The sequence below is a fragment of the Aliiroseovarius conchicola genome, from assembly GCF_041403445.1.
Lineage (GTDB): Bacteria > Pseudomonadota > Alphaproteobacteria > Rhodobacterales > Rhodobacteraceae > Aliiroseovarius > Aliiroseovarius conchicola.
Genome location: NZ_JBGEHL010000001.1, coordinates 178,909 through 200,053, shown reverse-complemented (window position 1 = coordinate 200,053; position 21,145 = coordinate 178,909). Strand labels below are relative to the sequence as shown.

Below are 21,145 nucleotides of genomic sequence, written 5' to 3'. Positions count from 1 at the left end.
GAAGACCTCACTTCTACACTCCGGACAAGTTTTCCCGCTGTCAATTGGATTCATCTTCCAAGATTTTTTACAGTCGAAGCATGCATGAGCGATTAAGTATCCGGGACCACGAGGTGGCGAGATTTCCGATGGGCTCGGTAGTTTTCGGTTTCCGCTTGCGCGACGAAGTGCCATTCGTCGGGCCTTTTCGTTTCGGTCAGTCATGGGAAGACAGTGCACGCAGTTGGGGGAGTTTGCAAAGGCAATATTGTTGTCACTGCAATAAAAAAGCCCGCGCGAATGCGCCGGCCTTATCAATCCAGATGTCCGAGATGACTTAAACAGCCAGGTTCGGAATGATCTGCTTTTTGCGGCTCATGATGCCGGGCAGAACGACGGCGTCGCCTTTGACAGTCGCGCCAAAACTCTTCTCGGCCACGCCCTTCACCATGTCATTCGGGATCAGCAGGGTGGCTTCTTCCTTCAAGATGTCCACGACGAACAGCAGAACTTGGTCGACGCCGTCTTCGTCTTCGACGGTTTTGAAGGTCTCCATCAGGCTTGCTTTCCGGCCCAGCGGGATTTCGGGTGCCGTGGTTTCCAGCACGCTTACGCGGAACTTGGTGCCTGACACTTCGTACTCTTTCGAGTCCATGCGGATCAGTTCAGCGTCCGAGAAGTCAGACACGTCCGACTTGGCCGCAAACATCTCGGCCGCGTATTCGGATACGTTCACGCCCAGATCAGCCGCCAGAGTGGCCACGACTTCGCGGTCGCGGTCGGTGGTGGTGGGCGAGCGGAACTCCAGCGTGTCCGACAGGATGCAGGTCAAGGCCGCGCCTTTGATGGCTTCGGGCATTTTAGCGGCGTCGTCGCCCATCAGGTCGTACATGATGGTCGCGGTGCAGGCCAGCGGACGAATGGTGATATCGATCGCGCCTTTGGTTTCCAGACCACCGACCAGCTTGTGGTGGTCGATGATGGCTTGCACGTCCGCACCGTTGATGTTGGCGGGCAGCTCGGCTGGGTTGTTGGTGTCGACGATAACGCAGGGCTGGTCGTCGGCGACGTCCTCGATAATGTCGAGCATGTCAAAGCCCCAGCGTTTCAGCATGAAGGCAGCTTCGGTGTTCGGCTGGCCTAGCAAAACGGGCTTTGCGTCGACGCCCTTCACTTCGTTCAGATACCAGGCCCAGATCAGGGGCGAACCTGTCGAGTCGGTGTCAGGGGATTTGTGGCCGAAAACAAGCGTGGTCATGTGCGTCATCCGTCTTGGTGTGCGTAAATTTTGCCGCCTTATATGATGCGCGCCCGCCTTTGTCACCTGCTGCGTTGCAGCAATTCAGGGGAGCAGACGGCGGGCGCGATCCGTTAGGCGCGGGTGAGGTCCAACAGCGTTACGCCGTTGGGATAGGGCGTCATCGACTGGGTCCGCCAAGTGGTCGCTATTGGGTTACCGGCAAACAGTGGAATGCCAGCTCCAAGTGTGATTGGCACCTTCTTCAAAACAAGCCTGTCGATCAGGCCTTGTGCCAACACCCACCCGGCAAACACGCCGCCGCCGCACAGATAGATGGGTTTGCCATCCTCCGAACGCAGTTCGTTCAGACGGTCCAGCCAATCGTCGCGCACGACGGTCACATCCGCCCCATCGGGCAATTCGATCCCGGTTGAAAAGATGTGGTGATCCATATGTGGATAAGCACGGCTTCCGGGCTGCAAGCCGAAAGCATAGCCGAATTCATAGGTGTTGCGGCCCATGATCACGGTGCCATAGCTGTCCAATCGTTCGAAATAGGCATCCGCGTGTTCGCCAGTTTGTGGGAAGGCCGAGACGTCTCCGCCCGGTGCTGCAATATAGCCGTCAAGACTGACGGCAACGTCATAAATGATCTCTCGCATGAGATGTCCTGTCATCTGTAAGTAAACGGGCCCCGATCGGGGTATCTGGTGCAGATGGGCTTACTTGGTCACTGTCAGGGCACTCCTTTTGGTTGAGCCATTGTTACATCTTACGGGTGGTGCGTAAATGGCTTGGCTCATGCAGCCCGTGAGCGTTAGAACAAGATCATGTCAAAACCTGCCGAAACCGAGCTTTATGCCCCTGTGAAATCCTGGCTTGAGGATCTGGGCTATGAGGTGAAATCCGAGGTTGGCCCCGCCGACGTTGTGGCACTTCGCGATGACGCGCCGCCTGTGGTTGTCGAATTGAAGGCTGGCTTCTCACTGACCCTTCTGCAACAGGCCGTTGCGCGGCAATCGGTGACGGATGTGGTGTATGTCGCGGTGCCGCGCTGGTCAGGTAAGGCTGGTTGGCGAACGTTCAAGGGAAATGTGGGATTGTGCAAGCGATTGGGTCTTGGCGTGCTTTCTGTACGCCTGAAAGACGGATTTGTGCAAGTTCACGTGGATCCGGCTCCGTTTCAACCACGAAAATCCAAGGTGAAACTGGCGCGAATGCTCTCGGAATTTGCTCGTCGGGACGGCGACCCCAATACGGGCGGCACCAACGGCAAGATTGTGACGGCCTATCGCCAAGATGCAGAACGGCTGGCGGCATGTCTGGCCAAACATGGCCCGATGCGCGGGGCGGTCCTTGCCAAGGAGGCCGGCGTAACCAATGCCACACGAATGATGGCCCTTAATCACTATGGCTGGTTCGAACGGGTCGAGCGCGGTGTTTACGGGCTGACGGCGTTAGGGCAGGCGGCGCTAAAAGATTAATCTGACTTTTTTGATCAGGATCAATTTCAATCCAAGAAAGTTCGCGCTAATAGAGGCCAACACACTTAGGAGCCTGATGCAATGCGCCCGATTTTGACCAGCTGCGTGCTGGTGTGTCTCTCTTCTCCGGTCTATGCGTTTGACACGCTTGAAGATCTTGGTGGCGCGTTGTTTTTTGACACCAACCTGTCCAAATACCGCACCCAATCCTGTGCGACTTGCCATGACCCGTCAGCCGGTTTTGTAGATCCGCGTGAAACCGAGGTTGGGCGCGCGGTTTCTTTGGGAGATGACGGCGAAAGCCTTGGTGATCGTGAGGCACCCACCGCCGCGTATGCGTGGTTCACTCCAGATTTTGAGCAACTCGACGAAAAAGTGTGGCGCGGCGGCATGTTCTGGGACGGCCGTGCGACCGGTCTGGCCGGACAGGCAGGGGGACCGCCCCTGAACCCGATAGAGATGGGAATGCCGGATAAGACGTCAGTGGTGTCCCGGTTGGCCGAAGATCCGGGTTATGTGGCGGCGTTCAAGGCCCTGTTTGGGGATACAATTTGGGACGATGACGAAGCCACTTATGAGGCGATGACGCAAGCGATTGCAGCCTTCGAAGGCACTGAACTGTTTGCGCCGTTTGACAGTAAGTACGACCGGTTCTTGCGTGGCGAGGTGGAACTGTCACCGGATGAAGAGCTGGGGCGGGTTCTTTTCTTCTCAGAGCAGTTCACCAATTGTAACTTGTGCCACCAGTTGAACACGTCGCCCATTGCACCGGATGAGACATTCTCGAACTATGAGTATCACAACATCGGCGTGCCGGTGAATGCGGCGGTGCGTGCAGCCAATGGTGTTGAAGGGCCAGACCTTGGATTGCTGGCAAACCCAGCGGTGGACAGCGTTGACGCAGCCGGGCGCTTCAAGGTCCCTACGTTGCGCAATGTCGCTGTGACGGGTCCTTACATGCATAATGGTGTATTCAAGGAATTGCGCACTGTTGTTGAATTCTACAACAAGTACAACACATTGGACGCAGAGCGGCAGATCAACCCGGAAACAGGTAAGCCTTGGGCGATGCCTGAGGTCCCGCAAAACTTGGCAGTGGCGGAGTTGACCCACGGGCCGGCGCTTGACGACAAGCGGATCGACGCACTTGTGGCCTTTATGAAGACCCTTACGGATGCGCGGTACGAGGATCTGCTGAAAGAATAGGCGCAAACCTGATTGGCCCTTCCAATAAATCCCAGCCGATTGCTTGACTCCCACATTTTCCAACCCTAACTATTCGCCGTTAGCACTCGCATCCGGTGAGTGCTAAGCGAAATGAAACTGAGCTTAGGGAGTCTCAGAAATGGCATTTACACCATTGCATGACCGTGTGTTGGTCCGTCGTGTTGAAAGCGACGAAAAGACCGCTGGCGGTCTGATCATTCCAGAAAGCGCGAAAGAAAAGCCTGCCGAAGGTGAAGTCATCTCGGTTGGTGAAGGCGCACGCAAAGACAGCGGCGAACTGATCGCACCTGCCGTAAAAGCAGGCGACAAAGTCCTGTTTGGCAAATGGTCCGGCACAGAAGTCACCCTTGACGGTGAAGAGCTGCTGATCATGAAAGAATCCGACATCATGGGCATCATCGCCTGATCGTCTGATCCGATTTACACGTATTTCCAGGAGTAAGCTAAATGGCTGCTAAGGACGTAAAGTTCGACACCGAAGCCCGCAATGCAATGCTGCGTGGCGTCAATATCCTCGCTGACGCTGTCAAAGTGACCCTCGGCCCGAAAGGCCGCAACGTGGTTCTGGACAAGTCGTTCGGCGCCCCACGCATCACCAAAGACGGTGTGTCGGTTGCAAAAGAGATCGAGCTTGAAGACAAGTTCGAAAACATGGGCGCGCAGATGGTCAAAGAAGTGGCGTCGCGCACCAATGACGAAGCTGGCGACGGCACAACCACTGCCACCGTTCTGGCCCAGGCGATTGTTCGCGAAGGTCTGAAGCAGGTTGCAGCTGGCCTGAACCCAATGGATCTGAAGCGCGGCATCGATACGGCTGTTGCGAAGATCGTTGAAGGCATCAAAGCCTCGGCCCGTGACGTTGCAGACAGCGACGAAGTTGCGCAAGTTGGTACGATCTCGGCCAACGGCGAAGCTGAAATCGGTCAGCAAATCGCAGACGCGATGCAAAAAGTTGGCAATGAAGGTGTTATCACGGTTGAGGAAAACAAAGGCCTCGAAACCGAAACCACCGTTGTTGAAGGCATGCAGTTTGACCGTGGCTACCTGTCACCCTACTTCGTGACCAACCCGGACAAAATGATTGCTGATCTGGACGATTGTCTGGTTCTGCTGCACGAGAAAAAACTCTCGTCGCTGCAATCGATGGTTCCACTGCTTGAGCAAGTGATCCAGTCGCAGAAGCCGCTTCTGATCATCGCTGAAGATGTTGAAGGCGAAGCGCTGGCAACTTTGGTTGTGAACAAACTGCGTGGCGGTCTGAAAATTGCGGCTGTTAAAGCACCAGGCTTCGGCGACCGTCGTAAAGCCATGCTGCAAGACATCGCGATCCTGACCGGTGGTCAAGTGATCTCGGAAGATCTGGGCATGAAGCTTGAGTCTGTCACCATGGACATGCTGGGTTCGGCTAAGAAAATCGAAATCACCAAAGACGAAACAACCATCGTTGACGGTGCTGGCGAGAAAGCCGAGATCGAAGCGCGCGTTGCTCAGATCCGTACGCAAGCTGAAGAAACCACCTCGGACTACGACAAAGAGAAACTGCAAGAACGCGTTGCCAAACTGGCAGGCGGTGTTGCTGTGATCCGCGTTGGCGGCATGACCGAAGTTGAAGTGAAAGAGCGCAAAGACCGCGTTGATGACGCCCTGAACGCGACCCGTGCGGCCGTGCAAGAAGGTGTGATCGTTGGTGGCGGCGTTGCTCTGGTACAGGCTGGTAAAGCTCTGGCCGGACTGGAAGGCGCCAACTCTGATCAGAACGCCGGTATCGTTATCGTGCAAAAAGCTATCGAAGCGCCTCTGCGTCAGATCGCTGAAAACGCTGGTGTTGATGGTGCGGTTGTTGCCGGAAAAGTTCGTGAAAGCGACGATGCAAGCTTTGGCTTCAACGCGCAAAGCGAAGAATATGGTGACATGTTCGCATTCGGCGTGATCGACCCTGCTAAAGTGGTTCGTACTGCTCTGGAAGACGCAGCGTCTATCGCTGGTCTGCTGATCACAACTGAAGCCATGGTTGCTGATAAGCCGTCGAAAGACGCTGGCGGTATGCCAGGCGGCGGCATGCCCGACATGGGCGGCATGGGCGGCATGATGTAAATCGAATTCCGTAAGGAATTCGATTGCGACAGGCGATTGGCCGTGAGGCCAATCTGCCGAAAGCTACCCTGTGACAGGCGATTGGCCGTGAGGCCAATCTGCCGAAGCCCAAAACGAATTGGAAATGGCGGTCTTCGGGCCGCCATTTCCGTTTCAGCCTTTCAGAGGATAGCGATCAGCTTCCTCGAACACATCAATGACTTTTGAGCCCGCCTTGATGTGGCCTCCATGCTCAACTCCTGCGGGGATCGAATAGCTGTCTCCGGGACCGTACCGGCGCGTTTCGCCACCGATGGTCAGTTCGATTTTACCTTCGATCACGGTGCCCCACTGGGCCTTGTGGTGGTGCATCGGCAACGTGAAATCCTGAAAGAACTCAAAGAAGACCACAAGACCGGCAGGCGATTGGATTGCATGGCTTTTGACGATGTCCTCTGGGAAGGGCACATCCAAGGCCGGGAATGCTCGGATAAAGTCTGGATAGTTCATAATGTGATCCTTCAAAGGTTGCGAGTTCGATCCCGGACTGACGTTGCCAGCATAAATTGTATGAAATTTCACCGTACCCCCTTACAACGGGTTTCAAACCCCCTTATGTTAAGCGCAATAACATCAACATTTGGCGGGGACAGCCATGTTTCGATCAATCTTCTTACTCTTTGTGACCCTTCTTGCCATGCCTGCCGCCGCGCAAGAGGTGTATCGCTTCGGCGGAAGCGCCTATATGGCGGGCGACAACGTCACGCTATCTGGCAAGGCCGTGGACGATGCCTTTGTGGCGGGCAACACGGTCGTCATCTCGGCGCCGGTCGACGGGACTGCCCATGCGGGCGGGCGATCCGTATCGATTTCCGGGCCGGTAGGTAAGGGCGTTTACGCTGCGGGGGTGAACGTCAACATAGCCGGCACGGTTGGCGGGGACGCCCAACTGGTTGGCGATACGGTTCTGATCACAGATGCCATCGGGGGCGACCTGCGGGTGGCAGCCCAACGCGTTGAGATCAATGGCGCGATCGGCAATAGCGCACTTGTAGCGGCAGAAAATATTATGCTGACTGATGCGATTGCAGGCGATGCCAGCTTCTCGACAGATAATATTGTCTTCGGAGAGAATGCGAAGATCGAAGGCAAGCTGTTTCTGTACTCTGATGATCCCAGCGCAATTACAATCCCGGCCTCGGTCGTGCCCGAGGATCGGATTGAGCGCCGCGCGACCAACGAGTTCGACGCCAACGCCAACCCGGACGGTGGGGCGACGCTGGAACGCTCTGGTGGCGGTTGGGGCAGCTGGATTTGGGGTAAGATCACGTCGATCTTCGTACTGGCCGCGCTGGCGACACTGATTGCGGCCTTGGCCCCGGCCTTCCTATTGGCTTTACGTGTACGCACGTTAGAGACACCGGTGCGGGCATTGTGGATGGGCTTTCTGACCATTTCCGCGTTGGCTGGATCGCTGTTCCTGTTCGCGATGACAGGGTTTGGGATCCTACTGATCCCTGCGTCGATCATTCTTGCGGTCCTCTTGGGCATCGCTGGCTACGTTGTCGGCACTTATATCCTTGGTGTTGGTGTGCTTGGCGTCGCCAGTCGGCCCTTGCCCGAGACGCTGGGCGAGCGAGCGATTGCGGCTTTGGTTGGGGCAGTAGCGATCACGATCTTGGCGATGATCCCCTATATTGGATGGATCGCGATGCTGGCAGTAGCTGTTACCGGGGCAGGGGCTTTGATCATTCGCTGGTTTGCGCCGGGCTTTTATACCGAAGTTCGGTAGCCGTAAGAAGACTTTGCGCCGTCCCATTTGATACTGGGGCGGCGTTATCATTTGCGGCCAAATTACGCCGGACTGCCGACATGCGCTAAGATCTGCGCATATGCTGTAGGCTACGGACCGACACTCGATATTTCACAGCCCGACACGTAAATAGATACCATGTTGCGATTGTTACCTCTTTTCATCGGCTCTCTTCTGGCCTCTGCGATACCTGCGCGGGCCGAATGCGTTATCCTGCTGCATGGGTTGGCACGGTCAGCCTCTTCTATGTGGGTGATGGAGGAGAGCCTTGAGGTGGACGGCTATAACGTGGTCAATTTGGGCTATCCATCAACCGAAGCAAAGATCGACGTGTTGGTCGATGCGGCGATCCCGCCAGCGCTAGAGGCATGTGGGGATCAGAAGATCAACTTCGTCACGCATTCCATGGGCGGTATTCTTGCGCGCGTCTGGCTTGAGGATCACCAGCCGAAGAATATGGGTCGCGTTGTGATGCTCGCCCCACCCAACAAGGGGTCTGAGCTGGTCGATGCGTTTGGCGACTTAGAGCCATTTGCGTGGATCAACGGTCCGGCCGGTCTGCAACTTGGAACCGGGAAAGACTCTGTGCCGAACCAGACCGATCACGTATCGTTCGAACTGGGCGTGATCGCGGGCAACCGGTCTTTGAACCCGATCTACTCGGCTGTGATCGAGGGGGCGGATGACGGCAAAGTCTCGGTTGACAGCACACGGCTTGAGGGCATGGCGGACCATATCACGTTGCCCGTCACGCATACATTCATGATGGTAAACCCGCTGGTGATCGCCGAAGTGGTTGAGTTTCTAAAGACAGGCAAGTTTGATCACGACCTGACGCTTGTGCAGGTGTTGGACGACATCGCCGCCGAGGCGGGGCTGACGACAGAGTTCACGCGCGACGATTAGCGCTTCGGCTGTCAGACGGCCTGACTGTGCCCACTTTCATTCATCTCGTAGACATCGAAATGACGTGCGATCATTCGTGCCAGCGGGCGGGCGCTTTGATCAATGGTCAGAACCGACCCCTCGATACATGTTGTGCCCGGCATATTGTCGTCCAGCCCCTGTGCCATGCTGATCAATTCGTCGGCGGGATAGGACAGTTCCCGAGCCAGCGCAGCAAAGTCGACCCGGAAATAACACAGAAGTTCTTCAATTACGCGCCCGCGTGCGATGTCTTCTCTGCTGAACGTATGTCCTTTGGCGGCAGCCAACTTCCCGCTTCGCACCGCAGCCTGGTATTTTGATGTGGCCGGTTCGTTCTGTGCGTAGCCTTGCGGGTAGCGCGCGATGGAGCTTGCGCCCACACCGATCATCACCTTGGAGGCATCCTCGGTATACCCTTGGAAATTGCGTTTCATCGTGCCCGCTGCATGGGCTTTGGCAAGGCCGTCGCTTGGCAGGGCGAAATGGTCGATGCCAATCTCGTCGTATCCCGCTGCTATGAATAGATCGCGGGCGGTGTTGTAAAGCTCCAAGCGCTGCTCGGCACTGGGCAAAGCTTCTGTCGGTATCAGGGTTTGTCTGCGCGCCATCCAAGGCACATGTGCGTATCCAAACAGCGCTACGCGATCGGGGCCTAGGCTGATCAGCTTCTGGACAGAATCGGTAATCCGGGTCGTGTTCTGATGCGGCAGGCCGTACAGGATGTCCATGTTCAGACTGTCGATACCTCGCGTGCGCAACCCGTCCACGGCCTGTTTTGTGATTTCGTAGCTCTGCGGCCGGCCGATGACTTCTTGTATCATGGGGTCGAAATCTTGCACGCCGATGGATGCACGGTTCATCCCTGCTGTGGCAAGCGCATCCAGACGTGCATCGTCGATTTCGGACGGGTCAATCTCGACCGAAAACTGAGCATCACCAGCGAGTGGCATTGTGTTCAAAATTGCATTGGTCAGATCCCCGATCATCTCGGGTTGCAACAAGGTCGGGGTGCCGCCACCCCAGTGCAAATGCTCGATCTTCACACCGGAGGCCAGCAGTTCGCCGATGGTCGCAAGTTCTTGCTTGAGGCTGTCCAAATATGCAGCAACCGGTTCGGCGGTAGAGGTGCCTTGCGTGCGGCAGGCGCAAAACCAACACAGCCTACGGCAAAACGGAATATGCACGTAAAGCGATACGGCTTCGTCTTGCGGGATGGCACTGATCCAGTCGGCCAAGGTGTCCGGTCCGAAACCAGCTTTGAAATGCGGGGCGGTCGGGTAGCTGGTGTAGCGGGGCACGCGCGCGTCAAAAAGACCTAGGCGCTTGAGTTGCGAAGGTGTCTGCATTCGAATAGGATTTAACCAGAACCACGCGCCAATCTTTGATCAGGATCAAACACAAGAACTTCTCTTGTTAAAAAAACATGAACGACGTCAGCTTTAATATCCGTGATTGCGGGCACTGCCCTATTCGCCACCGTGCCGTTTGTTCACGTTGCGAACCGGACGAGTTGGAGCGTTTGGATGATATCAAGTATTACCGAACCTATGAGGCAGGTCAGCCCATAATTTGGTCAGGTGATCAGATGGAGTTTGTGGCGAGCGTCGTGAACGGCATTGCAACGCTTAGCCAAACGATGGAGGACGGGCGTACACAGATGGTCGGCCTGCTATTGCCGTCAGATTTTATCGGACGCCCGGGGCGCGAGATGGCGCCTTTCGATGTGGTGGCCGTGACTGACCTGACCCTATGCTGTTTTCGCAAGCGACCGTTCGAGGACATGATGAGCTCGACTCCTTCGATTGGCGGACGGTTGTTGCAGATGACATTGGACGAGCTAGATAGCGCACGCGAGTGGATGCTGGTGCTTGGCCGCAAGACAGCGCGCGAAAAGATCGCCAGCTTGTTGACGATTATCGCGCGTCGTGACGCATCGCTACACAAGGCGATTCCGAAAGACGGTATGACCTTTGAACTGCCATTAACTCGCGAGGCGATGGCAGATTATCTTGGGCTGACGCTCGAGACAGTAAGCCGCCAGATATCCGCACTGAAAAAAGTGGGCATCATTGAGCTGCAAGGCAAACGACGGGTCGTCGTGCCGCAATTGGAGCTTCTGATCGCGGAGACGGGCGACGATTTGGACGGCGGTGCGATCGCCTGAGCGATACACCGGTCCATTAGCCACCGAAAATCCCGTTCCAAATCAATGAGCAAGGACGATTGGTACCTCGGCGACTTCCAGCATGTGACGGGTCGCCCCTCCTAGAATCGATTCTCGGAATCTAGAGTGGCCATAGGCACCCATAATAACCATATCCGCCTCTCGATCCCGCGCGTGGCGGTTCAGAATGTCTGAGATGCGCGGCATGGTTTTTGCCAGAACCGACACCTCGGCGCGCACACCATGGCGGGCCAAAAGTTGACTCAGTGCCCCACCCGGATCGGACCGTTCGGGGCCATGCTGTGGCGGATCAATTACAGCAATGGATACGTTTTCGGCTTGTTTCAGGAATGGAAGACCCTGCCTGACGGCCCTCAAGGCTTCGGCACTTTCGTTCCATGCCACCACGACATTTTTGACCGTATTGGGGTAAGTTGCGTCATCCGGCATGACAAGAACCGGGACATTACCATCAAATAATGCAGCCTCGACGATGGCTTCAGCATCGTGATCGCGGCCTGTTCCATAAGGGCGGGGCATGACCACCAGATCAGCAAATCGCGCACGATGGGCAATCGCACCGTTTAGGGCGACCATTTGTGCCGTCATCGCCGAAGCGGACCAAGGCAGCGGGTGCGGGGCTAGAAAGTTGCGGGCCCAGGCTTCGAGCTCCATCGCGTCGTCGCGGGCTTGGGCCAGATTGTCTTGAACAACCATCGCCGAAGCGCCGGCGTAGTAAAATCCTTGCTGAGAGCGATCGATGCCAAGGCACATGACATCCAGATGGGCGTCATGCTGTGTGGCGATCGCCTTTGCGGCCTCGAGCGACACATGACTGTATTTGGTGTCCGTGACGATTGTTGTGACCGTGCGATAGTCCATCCTTTGTCCTCCGAATTGGCGTTGGATTTAGTCTGAACTGGCTTTGGCCGCACCGCTTTGACATGGGTCAAGAGGGGAAAGCTCACCCATGCACGTCGGCGATTCACAGGTTTTTCATGCTGTCTTGGCAGCTTTTGACATGGATCAAAGCAGCGTTGCCTAGATCAGTCCAAACCCAAAAAAGTCGAACAACACCCCTTCCGGTCGTGGGAGGGGGTCGTGTGACATAAGACGAAGGGACGCAAAATGTGGGACTACCTCAAACTGGTAATCTACGGGCTTATCGCTGTGATGGCCGTGATCGCCGCGAACTACGCCCGCGACATCGCGTATCAGGTGCATGCCATCCTGATCTCGCTGATCGCGGTCGGGTTGTTTATCTACTCGCTGCGCCGAGTGGGGGAAAAGAAGGTCATAGAAACTGGGTATATGGACGGGCCTGTGCGTGTGGGGGTTGCTTTGACAGCCTTCTGGGGCGCCGTTGGCTTTCTGGCAGGAACGTTTATCGCGTTTCAGTTGGCCTTCCCCAGCCTGAACTTCGAGTGGGCCCAAGGGTACATGAACTTCGGTCGTCTGCGCCCACTGCACACGTCGGCGGTGATTTTCGCCTTTGGCGGCACTGCGCTGATCTCGTCTTCTTTCTATGTTGTTCAGCGTACGTCAGGCGCGCGTCTTTGGGGCGGTAATCTGGCTTGGTTTGTTTTCTGGGGTTACCAAATCGTGATCCTTCTGGCGGCCACAGGATACGTTCTTGGGTCGACACAAGGTAAGGAATACGCCGAGCCGAACTGGTACACTGACCTTTGGCTGACGATTGTTTGGGTTGCCTATCTGCTGGTCTTCATGGGCACGCTGATGAAACGGAAAGAACCGCATATCTATGTGGCCAACTGGTTCTATCTGGCGTTTATCGTAACCATCGCGATGCTGCATGTTGTGAACAATTTGGTGGTGCCTGTCTCAATCTTTGGCGCCGCGTCCGTTCAGGTATTTGCCGGTGTTCAAGACGCTATGACCCAGTGGTGGTATGGCCACAATGCTGTTGGCTTCTTCCTGACCGCAGGTTTCCTTGGCATGATGTACTACTTCGTGCCCAAACAGGCTGAACGTCCGGTCTTCTCGTACAAGCTGTCGATCATCCACTTCTGGGCACTGATCTTCCTTTACATCTGGGCTGGCCCTCACCACTTGCACTATACCGCGCTACCTGACTGGGCATCGACCCTTGGCATGGTGTTCTCGGTCATCCTGTGGATGCCCAGCTGGGGTGGCATGATCAACGGTCTGATGACGCTGTCTGGCGCGTGGGATAAACTGCGCACTGATCCGGTCATTCGTATGATGGTTGTGTCCATCGGTTTCTACGGCATGTCGACCTTCGAAGGCCCGATGATGTCCATCCGCGCCGTAAACTCGCTGTCGCACTACACCGACTGGACCATTGGTCACGTACACTCTGGTGCTTTGGGCTGGAACGGTATGATCACCTTTGGTGTGCTCTATTTCCTCGTGCCTAAACTGTGGAACCGCCAAGGCCTATACAGCCTGAAACTGGTCAGCTGGCACTTCTGGCTCGCCACTATCGGCATCGTTCTCTACGCCGCTTCGATGTGGGTCACAGGGATCATGGAAGGCCTGATGTGGCGCGAAGTTGATGCGCAAGGCTTCCTTGTAAACTCGTTCGCCGCAACCGTTCACGCCAAGATGCCGATGTATATCGTGCGCGCGTTCGGAGGGGTTCTGTTCCTCTCGGGTGCCCTCATCATGTGCTACAACCTTTGGATGACCGTGAAGCGTTCTCCGGCGGCAGAAACCGCCCCAGACGCCCATGCGGCTCCGGCAGAATAAGGAGGGAATGACACATGGGAATTCTCGACAAACACGCCGTTCTCGAAAAGAACGCAACGCTTCTTCTGGTCGGTAGCCTGTTGGTTGTGACCGTAGGTGGCATCGTGGAAATCGCACCACTGTTCTATCTGCAAAACACCATTGAGGATGTGGAGGGCATGCGCCCATACTCACCGCTCGAACTGCAAGGGCGTGACATCTATATCCGCGAGGGCTGCTATGTCTGCCACTCGCAGATGATCCGCCCGATGCGCGACGAGGTAGAACGCTATGGTCACTACTCATTGGCGGCGGAAAGTCAGTATGACCGTCCGTTCCAGTGGGGGTCAAAGCGGACCGGGCCCGATTTGGCCCGCGTCGGTGGCCGCTATTCTGATGAATGGCAGGTTGACCACCTGGCGAACCCGCAATCTGTGGTGCCGGAATCCATCATGCCGAAATATGGCTATCTGCTGGATCGCCCGATCGAGCCGAAATACATCCGCGAGGTGATGGAAGCCAACGCCATTGTTGGTGTCCCTTACTCCGAAGAGCAATTGGCCAACGCCGAAGCCGACTGGTTGGCGCAAGCTGACCCGGATGGCGAAAACTCGGATGTTGATGCGTTGTTGGCGCGTTATCCGAAGGCTCAGGTCCGTAACTTTGATGCCCAGCCCGGCATCACGGAAATGGACGCTTTGGTCGCCTATTTGCAGATGTTGGGCACGTTGGTCGATTTCTCAACCTTCACACCTGACGCAAGCCGGTAAGGAGACGGGATCATGGATACATACGGTATTTTGCGAGCCTTTGCGGATAGCTGGTTTCTGATCGCCATGTTCGCCTTCTTTGTCGGCGCTGCGCTGTTCGCGTTTCGGCCCGGATCAAAGAACGTGCATGACGACATTGCAAACATCCCCTTCCGCCATGAAGACAAACCTGCCGGTGACCCGGATATGACCGGGCGCTCAGCTCAGAAGGAGTTGCGGCAATGAGTAAGAAACCTGTTGAGAAGAAAGAGGTCGAAACGACCGGTCACGAATGGGATGGCATTCAGGAGTTCAACAACCCTTTGCCTCGTTGGTGGGTCTGGGTCTTCTACGCGACAATCGTTTGGGGCATCTGGTACACCATCGCCTATCCTGCATGGCCCTTGATCAAAGGTGCAACTGCTGGATATCTCGGATACTCGACCCGGGCGGAAGTGGCGGACGAAATCAAACGCTATGAAGTGTTGAACGAGGCCATCAACACCGAGCTGGCCAGCGCTGATCTTGCGCAGATCCAACCGGGGACGGAGCTGTACAGCTATGCGCGCGAATCCGGCCGTGCAACCTTTGTAACTTGGTGCTCACAGTGTCACGGCGAGGGGGCCAACGGCATTTCCGAGGCATCGGGCTATCCGAACCTCTTGGACGATGACTGGCTTTGGGGCGGCGAGATTGACGTGATCCAAACAACGATTGCGCATGGTATCCGCGACGAAAGCGACGACGACACGCGTTTGAACGATATGCCTGCTCATGACGAGTTGTTGGAGCCGCAAGAAATCGACGACGTGGTCGACTATGTCTTTGCACTTAGCGGCGGTGAAGCCGATCCGGCGAAAGTTGAAGCTGGCGCGGTGGTCTTCGAAGATAACTGTTCGTCGTGCCACGGCGAGGGCGGTGTCGGTGATCGCGAACTGGGCGGCCCGAATCTTGCCGATGCCATCTGGCTTTACGGTGGTGACAAGGAAACGATCCGCGCATCGGTCGAGAACGGCCGCAAGGGCGTTATGCCCGCGTGGACCGCGAAACTGACACAGGCACAAATCAACGGTGTGGCGCTTTACGTCCACCAGTTGGGCGGCGGCGAATAAGCCACTGCCCGACCCACAAGTTCCGGGGCCTCACTCCCCGGTCAACGGCACCGACCTCTGATCCTGTTCGCGCGTTTCTCCGAGGTCGGTGCCAACTTTAACAAACCCGGATACGAGAGTATCCGGGTTTTGGTTCTCAAATACTCCTGATAGAAACGGCCGTGTGTTGTAGTGCTTTAGGTGTATTGAATGTCCAAGATCAGGTTTGCTTCGATTTTGATTGTCATCGCGACTTTGGTTGTGTCGGCGAAAAGCTATTTCAGGAAGGATGATCCGCTGGTGGCGGCGTATGAGCTTTGCTTGGATAAGCGTGCAGAGGAGGCCCACGTTATTAATGCATGCAGCGAGGTTTTGCAGGTCGTACGGCTGTCAGATGAAACGAGAAGTTCCTTGCTGAAAAACCGCGCAAACGCCTATCGAAAGATCGACAAGTTCGATCAGGCATTTGCAGATATTGATCAGGTTCTTGCGCTGAAGCCGGATGATGCGAATGCGTTTCAGTGGCGATCACAGTTATTTTTGGACCTCGAGGATTTTGAACGCGCAGAGATTGAGTATCAGAAAGCGCGCTCGCTAGCTCCCAAGGATACTGAACTCGTCAACTGGTGGTTTCGCTGGATGTCTGGCGAAGACCGGCAAGAAAAGGTCTTGGCCGCTTGCGAACAACTCACTCTGGCTGATCCAAGACACAATGCTGGGTTAAGTTGCAGCGTTAAGCCGTTGCTGAAGCTGGGTCGGATTGACGAGGCAATCCGTGTGCTGGTTCGTATTGCGAAAACCGATACCGACAAAGAGAAAGCAGGCGCCAATTACTTCCTAGGTCGTATTTACCTGCATCTTGACTTCAGCAAAGCTGAGACGCTTGCAGCCTTTGAAAAATGGAACGAGATGGAGTTGGAAGAATCCAAACCTCTTTCTGCGCTTTTCCTTGCGGCGACCTATTTAAAGTTTGGCGACGAAGAGGTGGGCGCGCGTCACATTAGCGACGTGGTTCAACACCTTTCTCAGGAATTGCCGGACGGATGGAGCACGCTCAAAGGTCGCGTCGCAAGATCGTTTGAGCCATTTGTTTACCGCGGGGCGATCGAGCACTACTATGCAGGCTTAGCCTACAGTATGATCCGTGAATATGATCGGGCTAAGCACGAGTACGATCTGTTCATTCAGGATGGTGGTTCCAACGCAAAGAGTCTTCTGGTCCAGATAATGGTCGAAAAAGGATATGTTCCGAGCGCAGAGGAAGCAAATACCGCCCAGCGCGTGTTTGAACGCGGTCTCGAACGTTACATGGCCCACAACGGGCGGCATTTTTCCTTTGATGCTCTCATCGACTGAAGTGGCCCATTAACCTAGCACTCATCCCTCACCCTGCGACCAGTTGGCACTGCGACACTAACGAAAATTGATAATGGTCAATGACGCGTGCGACATGGCGCGCGCAGTCATTGCGATTTCTTTGATCCACATCAAGGCTGCAATGTAGAATAGTTCTTAATCCAAGGCTTACGCCCGAAAACCCAGGATCGGAAACTGTCCATGTCTGATGCCCCCGAACAGCTTTACGCAGCGCGCGAGCCAATTTTCCCTAAACGGGTGAAGGGTACGTTTCGCAGTCTGAAATGGTGGATCATGGGGATTGCCCTTGGCGTTTACTATCTGACGCCATGGATCAGATGGGACCGCGGCCCCAACCTGCCGGACCAAGCTGTACTGGTCGACATGGCCAATCGCCGTTTTTACTTCTTCTGGATCGAGATCTGGCCACACGAGTTCTATTTCATCGCCGGTCTTTTGATCATGGCCGGGCTCGGGTTGTTCCTGTTTACCTCGGCCGCTGGGCGGGTGTGGTGTGGATATGCGTGCCCTCAGACTGTCTGGACGGACCTGTTTATCCTTGTCGAGCGTTGGGTCGAAGGCGACCGTAACGCACGGCTCAGATTGCATCGCCAGAAATGGAATGGCGAGAAGATACGCAAGCGCCTGATTAAGTTCGTACTGTGGATTATCATTGCTGTCGCCACGGGTGGCGCTTGGGTGTTCTACTTTGCTGATGCTCCGACCTTGCTGGTCGATCTCGTGACCGGACATGCCCATCCGCTGGCTTATTCGACGATTTTTGTTTTGACTGCGACCACCTTTGTATTCGGCGGTTTCGCGCGTGAACAGATATGTATCTATGCCTGCCCGTGGCCGCGCATTCAGGCAGCGATGATGGATGAGGACACGATCACCATTGCCTATCGTGAATGGCGCGGAGAGCCACGTGGACGGGGGAAAAGCCGTGACGAACTGGGCGATTGTATTGATTGCAATGCGTGCGTGAACGTCTGTCCGATGGGGATCGATATCCGCGACGGGCAACAGATGGAGTGCATCACGTGCGGCCTGTGTATCGATGCCTGCGACGAGATGATGGACAAAGTCGGCAAGCCGCGGGGGTTGATTGACTATTTGGCGCTGAAAGATGAGGCGTATGAACGTGCCGGGAACGAGAAGATCCCAGTGATGAAGCACCTGCTGCGCCCGCGTACGATCCTTTATACGTCACTTTGGGCATTGGTGGGCGTCGCTTTGACCGTGGCACTGTTCATTCGTCCAAAGGTGGACGTGACAATTCGACCGGTGCGAAATCCGACTTATGTGACGCTGTCTGATGGCTCTATCCGCAATACGTATGATGTCGGTGTGCGTAACCGTCACGGCGAGGAATGGCCCTACTATTTCGCGCTTCCAGATGGCAGTGATATGATGTTGGAGCTAGAGGGCAACGACAAGCTTGTGATCGTCGCGCCGCCTGACACAGAAGCCAAGCAACGGCTCTATGTGGTGGCCCCTGTCGGATCGGCGCAAGCCACTCAGCACCGCACAGAATTGCGGTTGTGGATCGTGGATGGCGTGACCGGCGACCGCACTCATATCGACACCGTGTTCAACGGTAAGGGACAATAGAATATGACCAGCGAGACAGAGAAAAAAGAGTTCGAACTGACCGGCAAGCATGTGTTGGCCATTATGGTCACGGCCTTTTCAATCATCATTGGCGTAAACGTGTTTATGGCCTATTCGGCGATCGGAACGTTTCCGGGATTAGAAACGAAGAATTCTTACGTTTCCAGTCAGAAATTCGACGCCCAGAAAGCCGCACAATTGGGGCTGGGATGGAACGTGTCGGCCCATATCGAGGGCGCACAGTTGGTGCTAGATATCAAAGACACGTCCGGCCAGCCGGTCGAGGTTGCGTCGCTTTATGGTTTGTTTGGTCGGGCGACCCATGTGAAAGAGGATCAGGAGCCTGAATTCGTTCAGAACCCGGACGGCACCTATGTCGCGCAGGTCGGGACATTGGGTGCCGGCAACTGGAATCTTCGGCTGAACGCCGTGGCGCAAAATGGCACGAGCTTTCAGCAGCGCATCCCGATCTATGTGAAGTAACTCAAAGCCGCTTGGTGGCTTACCAAAGGACGTTACGATGGCCGTTCATATCTCTGCATGCCCCGCTTGTGATGCTGCCCCTCTGGCCGAAGCGCAGGCCGGCAAGGCCTATCGTGGCAACGGAGCGCCGGCTGAGCGCATCATGTTGTCACTGCCACAGATTTACTGTGGGGCTTGCATCTCGGGCGTTGAACGGGGCCTGGCGGCGCAAGAGGGGGTGCGTTCGGCGCGGGTGAACTTGACCTTAAAACGCGCAACGGTCGAGGTTGATCCCGGGCTCGAAGCGCAGACCTTGGCGGACTATTTGGTAGGCATCGGGTTTGAAGCCTACGAACTTGACCCGGGGCAACTGACGTCAACAGCGACTGACAAGCAAGGCAAAGACCTGTTGATGCGTTTGGGCGTGGCGGGTTTTGCGATGATGAACGTGATGTTGTTAAGCGTCGCGGTTTGGTCTGGCGCTACGGACGCAACGCGCGACCTTTTCCATTGGATCAGCGCAGGCATCGCCATTCCAACCATTGGATTCTCTAGCCAGGTGTTCTTTCGCTCGGCTTGGTCAGCGCTTCGTGTAGGGCGGCTCAATATGGACGTCCCGATTTCGTTGGCGATCCTTTTGGCGCTGGGCATGTCGCTTTACGAGACCATGCATTCGGGCGAACACGCCTATTTCGATGCGGCCTTGTCGCTGACCTTCTTTCTTCTAGCAGGGCGCTACCTGGACTATCGCACCCGCGCGGTCGCGCGTTCGGCGGCGGAAGAATTGGCAGCGCTCGAAGTACCTCGCGCATCGCGTGTTGTCGACGGCGCAGAGGACGAGCAGGTCGCTGTCTCAGACCTTCGTCCCGGTGACATCGTACGCGTGGTGCCGGGCGCGCGCGTGCCGGTTGATGGCATCGTGCAAGCGGGCGAAAGCGAGCTGGATCGATCACTTTTGACCGGTGAAAGCCTGCCCGTGGCAGCCGCACCGGACGTCACTGTGTCGGCAGGCGAAGTCAATCTGACCGGACCATTGAAAATTCGGGTGACGGCCGCCGGGCGTGACAGTTCGCTTCACCGTATGGCGGACCTTGTTGCCATCGCCGAGACAGCGCGCAATCGCTACACTTCGCTGGCGGACAAGGCGGCTGCGATTTATGCACCAGTGGTTCATTTGCTGGCGCTCGCTGCATTTTTGTTCTGGTTTTGGTACTCGGGCGATTGGCGGGTGGCCATGAATATCGCGGTGGCGACCTTAATCATCACATGCCCTTGTGCGCTTGGTTTGGCCGTTCCGGCCGTGACGACCGCCGCTTCTGGTCGTTTGTTCAAGCAAGGTATGTTGCTGAAATCCGCCACGGCGATGGAGCGTTTGTCCGAAGTCACCCATGTTGTCTTTGACAAAACCGGTACGCTGACTGAGGGCAAGCCGGTGGTCGATGATCTGTCTGGCCACAAAGCACATGACCTGTCGGTCGCGCTTGCGCTTGCCGAAGGATCGAGCCACCCGCTTGCCCAATCCCTGACCCGCGCCGCGCATGCCGCGGGTATTCAGCCTGCCAATGTCATGGATTTGCGCGAGGTGCCCGGGAAGGGGCTCGAAGGGCGGTGGCAGGAGCGCACCGTACGACTTGGACGCGCTGAGTGGCTTGGGGCCAATGCAGTTGGACAGACCGCAACTTATCTGGCGATCTCAGGCGCAAAGCCCGTCGTTTTCACGTTCACAGATGCGTTGCGTCCCGGCGTGACCGAAGCGATCGCCGCATTGAAGGCCAAAGGGATGGGCGTGACTCTGATTTCGGGCGACGTCCCGGCAGCTGTTGCGGATATTGCGGGTCGGGTTGGTGTCATGGATTGGCACGCCGATACGCTGCCCGAAGGTAAGGCCGAGTTTGTCGCACGTCTTGGAAAGGCAGGACATAAGGTCCTGATGGTCGGTGATGGGTTGAACGATACCGCCGCGCTGGCAGCAGCGCATGTCTCGATCTCGCCAGCATCGGCGCTTGAGGCTGCGCGTGTGGTGTCCGACATTGTGCTTTTGGGAAAGTCGATGGAGCCGCTTTCCAGCGCAATCGATATGTCGAAAGCGGCCACGCGCCGGATCAAGGAAAACTTTGCCATTGCGGCGGGCTACAACGCCATTGCTATCCCAATTGCGTTGATTGGACTGGCCACACCGCTGGCGGCGGCGCTTGCAATGTCGACCTCGTCGGTATCTGTATCGCTCAATGCTCTGCGCTTGAGGAAGGGCTGACCC

The 21,145-nt window shown here is 56.1% G+C and carries 20 protein-coding genes; 15 read left to right on the top strand and 5 right to left on the bottom strand.

Annotated elements, in window-relative coordinates:
• Positions 1–316 precede the first annotated feature (316 nt).
• Both V6N04_RS00965 and V6N04_RS00960 read right to left on the bottom strand, forming a co-directional pair.
• Positions 317–1,237 (bottom strand): manganese-dependent inorganic pyrophosphatase, encoded by a 921-nt coding sequence (locus V6N04_RS00965; protein WP_371168242.1) that lies wholly within the window; start codon positions 1,235–1,237, stop codon positions 317–319.
• Between the two features lie 113 nt (positions 1,238–1,350).
• Positions 1,351–1,881, bottom strand: a complete 531-nt coding sequence (locus V6N04_RS00960; RefSeq protein WP_371168241.1) for a dihydrofolate reductase family protein — start codon at positions 1,879–1,881, stop codon at positions 1,351–1,353.
• A 168-nt stretch (positions 1,882–2,049) separates the two neighbouring features.
• Here V6N04_RS00960 and V6N04_RS00955 point away from each other — a divergent pair, with 168 nt between their 5' ends.
• From V6N04_RS00955 to groL, 4 genes are all read left to right on the top strand, one after another.
• Positions 2,050–2,703, top strand: a complete 654-nt coding sequence (locus V6N04_RS00955; RefSeq protein ID WP_371168240.1) for a DUF2161 domain-containing phosphodiesterase — start codon at positions 2,050–2,052, stop codon at positions 2,701–2,703.
• An 81-nt stretch (positions 2,704–2,784) separates the two neighbouring features.
• Positions 2,785–3,909 (top strand): cytochrome-c peroxidase, encoded by a 1,125-nt coding sequence (locus V6N04_RS00950; RefSeq protein ID WP_371168239.1) that lies wholly within the window; start codon positions 2,785–2,787, stop codon positions 3,907–3,909.
• 139 nt (positions 3,910–4,048) lie between these two features.
• A complete protein-coding gene (locus V6N04_RS00945; RefSeq protein WP_371168238.1) occupies positions 4,049–4,336 on the top strand; it encodes a co-chaperone GroES in 288 nt (95 codons plus the stop codon).
• A 41-nt stretch (positions 4,337–4,377) separates the two neighbouring features.
• A complete protein-coding gene (groL, locus tag V6N04_RS00940; protein ID WP_371168237.1) occupies positions 4,378–6,024 on the top strand; it encodes a chaperonin GroEL in 1,647 nt (548 codons plus the stop codon).
• A 153-nt stretch (positions 6,025–6,177) separates the two neighbouring features.
• Here groL and V6N04_RS00935 read toward each other — a convergent pair whose 3' ends face one another.
• Positions 6,178–6,513: a cupin domain-containing protein gene (locus V6N04_RS00935; RefSeq protein WP_371168236.1), complete on the bottom strand. Its 336-nt coding sequence runs from the start codon at positions 6,511–6,513 to the stop codon at positions 6,178–6,180.
• A gap of 145 nt (positions 6,514–6,658) precedes the next feature.
• On the opposite strand from V6N04_RS00935, the gene V6N04_RS00930 reads away from it, so the two are divergent.
• On the top strand, positions 6,659–7,795 hold the full coding sequence (locus V6N04_RS00930; protein WP_371168235.1) for a DUF8173 domain-containing protein: 1,137 nt from the start codon (positions 6,659–6,661) through the stop codon (positions 7,793–7,795).
• 159 nt (positions 7,796–7,954) lie between these two features.
• A complete protein-coding gene (locus V6N04_RS00925) occupies positions 7,955–8,722 on the top strand; it encodes a lipase family alpha/beta hydrolase (protein ID WP_371168234.1) in 768 nt (255 codons plus the stop codon).
• Between the two features lie 11 nt (positions 8,723–8,733).
• Here V6N04_RS00925 and hemN read toward each other — a convergent pair whose 3' ends face one another.
• On the bottom strand, positions 8,734–10,089 hold the full coding sequence (hemN, locus tag V6N04_RS00920) for an oxygen-independent coproporphyrinogen III oxidase (RefSeq protein ID WP_371168233.1): 1,356 nt from the start codon (positions 10,087–10,089) through the stop codon (positions 8,734–8,736).
• 77 nt (positions 10,090–10,166) lie between these two features.
• On the opposite strand from hemN, the gene fnrL reads away from it, so the two are divergent.
• On the top strand, positions 10,167–10,907 hold the full coding sequence (gene fnrL, locus V6N04_RS00915; protein ID WP_371168232.1) for a transcriptional regulator FnrL: 741 nt from the start codon (positions 10,167–10,169) through the stop codon (positions 10,905–10,907).
• A 42-nt stretch (positions 10,908–10,949) separates the two neighbouring features.
• Here fnrL and V6N04_RS00910 read toward each other — a convergent pair whose 3' ends face one another.
• Positions 10,950–11,789 carry a universal stress protein gene (locus tag V6N04_RS00910; RefSeq protein ID WP_371168231.1) on the bottom strand — a complete coding sequence of 280 codons (840 nt, stop codon included), beginning with the start codon at positions 11,787–11,789 and terminating at the stop codon, positions 10,950–10,952.
• Between the two features lie 246 nt (positions 11,790–12,035).
• Here V6N04_RS00910 and ccoN point away from each other — a divergent pair, with 246 nt between their 5' ends.
• The 8 genes from ccoN to V6N04_RS00870 all read left to right on the top strand — a co-directional run bounded on the left by ccoN (position 12,036) and on the right by V6N04_RS00870 (position 21,142).
• On the top strand, positions 12,036–13,637 hold the full coding sequence (gene ccoN, locus V6N04_RS00905; protein ID WP_371168230.1) for a cytochrome-c oxidase, cbb3-type subunit I: 1,602 nt from the start codon (positions 12,036–12,038) through the stop codon (positions 13,635–13,637).
• 14 nt (positions 13,638–13,651) lie between these two features.
• A complete protein-coding gene (gene ccoO, locus V6N04_RS00900) occupies positions 13,652–14,386 on the top strand; it encodes a cytochrome-c oxidase, cbb3-type subunit II (protein ID WP_371168229.1) in 735 nt (244 codons plus the stop codon).
• Positions 14,387–14,398: 12 nt separating this feature from the next.
• Positions 14,399–14,611 carry a cbb3-type cytochrome c oxidase subunit 3 gene (locus V6N04_RS00895; protein WP_371168228.1) on the top strand — a complete coding sequence of 71 codons (213 nt, stop codon included), beginning with the start codon at positions 14,399–14,401 and terminating at the stop codon, positions 14,609–14,611.
• Positions 14,608–15,477, top strand: a complete 870-nt coding sequence (gene ccoP, locus V6N04_RS00890) for a cytochrome-c oxidase, cbb3-type subunit III (protein WP_371168227.1) — start codon at positions 14,608–14,610, stop codon at positions 15,475–15,477. Before V6N04_RS00895 ends, ccoP begins: the two co-directional genes overlap by 4 nt.
• A 216-nt stretch (positions 15,478–15,693) precedes the next feature.
• Positions 15,694–16,812 (top strand): tetratricopeptide repeat protein, encoded by a 1,119-nt coding sequence (locus tag V6N04_RS00885; protein ID WP_371168226.1) that lies wholly within the window; start codon positions 15,694–15,696, stop codon positions 16,810–16,812.
• 201 nt (positions 16,813–17,013) lie between these two features.
• Positions 17,014–18,426, top strand: coding sequence for a cytochrome c oxidase accessory protein CcoG (gene ccoG, locus V6N04_RS00880; protein WP_371168225.1), 1,413 nt, complete (start codon positions 17,014–17,016; stop codon positions 18,424–18,426).
• A gap of 3 nt (positions 18,427–18,429) precedes the next feature.
• Positions 18,430–18,909, top strand: a complete 480-nt coding sequence (locus V6N04_RS00875; protein WP_371168224.1) for a FixH family protein — start codon at positions 18,430–18,432, stop codon at positions 18,907–18,909.
• Between the two features lie 37 nt (positions 18,910–18,946).
• Positions 18,947–21,142, top strand: coding sequence for a heavy metal translocating P-type ATPase (locus V6N04_RS00870; RefSeq protein ID WP_371168223.1), 2,196 nt, complete (start codon positions 18,947–18,949; stop codon positions 21,140–21,142).
• The last annotated feature ends 3 nt before the right edge of the window (positions 21,143–21,145 follow it).

Bases quoted from the DNA above. Each gene is read 5' to 3' on its own strand.
- hemN (WP_371168233.1), bottom strand. From the start codon at position 10,089: ATGCAGACACCTTCGCAACTCAAGCGCCTAGGTCTTTTTGACGCGCGC.
- V6N04_RS00875 (WP_371168224.1), top strand. From the start codon at position 18,430: ATGACCAGCGAGACAGAGAAAAAAGAGTTCGAACTGACCGGCAAGCAT.
- V6N04_RS00925 (WP_371168234.1), top strand. From the start codon at position 7,955: ATGTTGCGATTGTTACCTCTTTTCATCGGCTCTCTTCTGGCCTCTGCG.
- V6N04_RS00910 (WP_371168231.1), bottom strand. From the start codon at position 11,789: ATGGACTATCGCACGGTCACAACAATCGTCACGGACACCAAATACAGT.
- V6N04_RS00895 (WP_371168228.1), top strand. From the start codon at position 14,399: ATGGATACATACGGTATTTTGCGAGCCTTTGCGGATAGCTGGTTTCTG.
- V6N04_RS00965 (WP_371168242.1), bottom strand. From the start codon at position 1,237: ATGACCACGCTTGTTTTCGGCCACAAATCCCCTGACACCGACTCGACA.
- ccoG (WP_371168225.1), top strand. From the start codon at position 17,014: ATGTCTGATGCCCCCGAACAGCTTTACGCAGCGCGCGAGCCAATTTTC.
- ccoN (WP_371168230.1), top strand. From the start codon at position 12,036: ATGTGGGACTACCTCAAACTGGTAATCTACGGGCTTATCGCTGTGATG.
- V6N04_RS00955 (WP_371168240.1), top strand. From the start codon at position 2,050: ATGTCAAAACCTGCCGAAACCGAGCTTTATGCCCCTGTGAAATCCTGG.
- groL (WP_371168237.1), top strand. From the start codon at position 4,378: ATGGCTGCTAAGGACGTAAAGTTCGACACCGAAGCCCGCAATGCAATG.
- ccoO (WP_371168229.1), top strand. From the start codon at position 13,652: ATGGGAATTCTCGACAAACACGCCGTTCTCGAAAAGAACGCAACGCTT.
- V6N04_RS00945 (WP_371168238.1), top strand. From the start codon at position 4,049: ATGGCATTTACACCATTGCATGACCGTGTGTTGGTCCGTCGTGTTGAA.
- V6N04_RS00960 (WP_371168241.1), bottom strand. From the start codon at position 1,881: ATGCGAGAGATCATTTATGACGTTGCCGTCAGTCTTGACGGCTATATT.
- V6N04_RS00930 (WP_371168235.1), top strand. From the start codon at position 6,659: ATGTTTCGATCAATCTTCTTACTCTTTGTGACCCTTCTTGCCATGCCT.
- V6N04_RS00870 (WP_371168223.1), top strand. From the start codon at position 18,947: ATGGCCGTTCATATCTCTGCATGCCCCGCTTGTGATGCTGCCCCTCTG.
- ccoP (WP_371168227.1), top strand. From the start codon at position 14,608: ATGAGTAAGAAACCTGTTGAGAAGAAAGAGGTCGAAACGACCGGTCAC.
- fnrL (WP_371168232.1), top strand. From the start codon at position 10,167: ATGAACGACGTCAGCTTTAATATCCGTGATTGCGGGCACTGCCCTATT.
- V6N04_RS00950 (WP_371168239.1), top strand. From the start codon at position 2,785: ATGCGCCCGATTTTGACCAGCTGCGTGCTGGTGTGTCTCTCTTCTCCG.
- V6N04_RS00935 (WP_371168236.1), bottom strand. From the start codon at position 6,513: ATGAACTATCCAGACTTTATCCGAGCATTCCCGGCCTTGGATGTGCCC.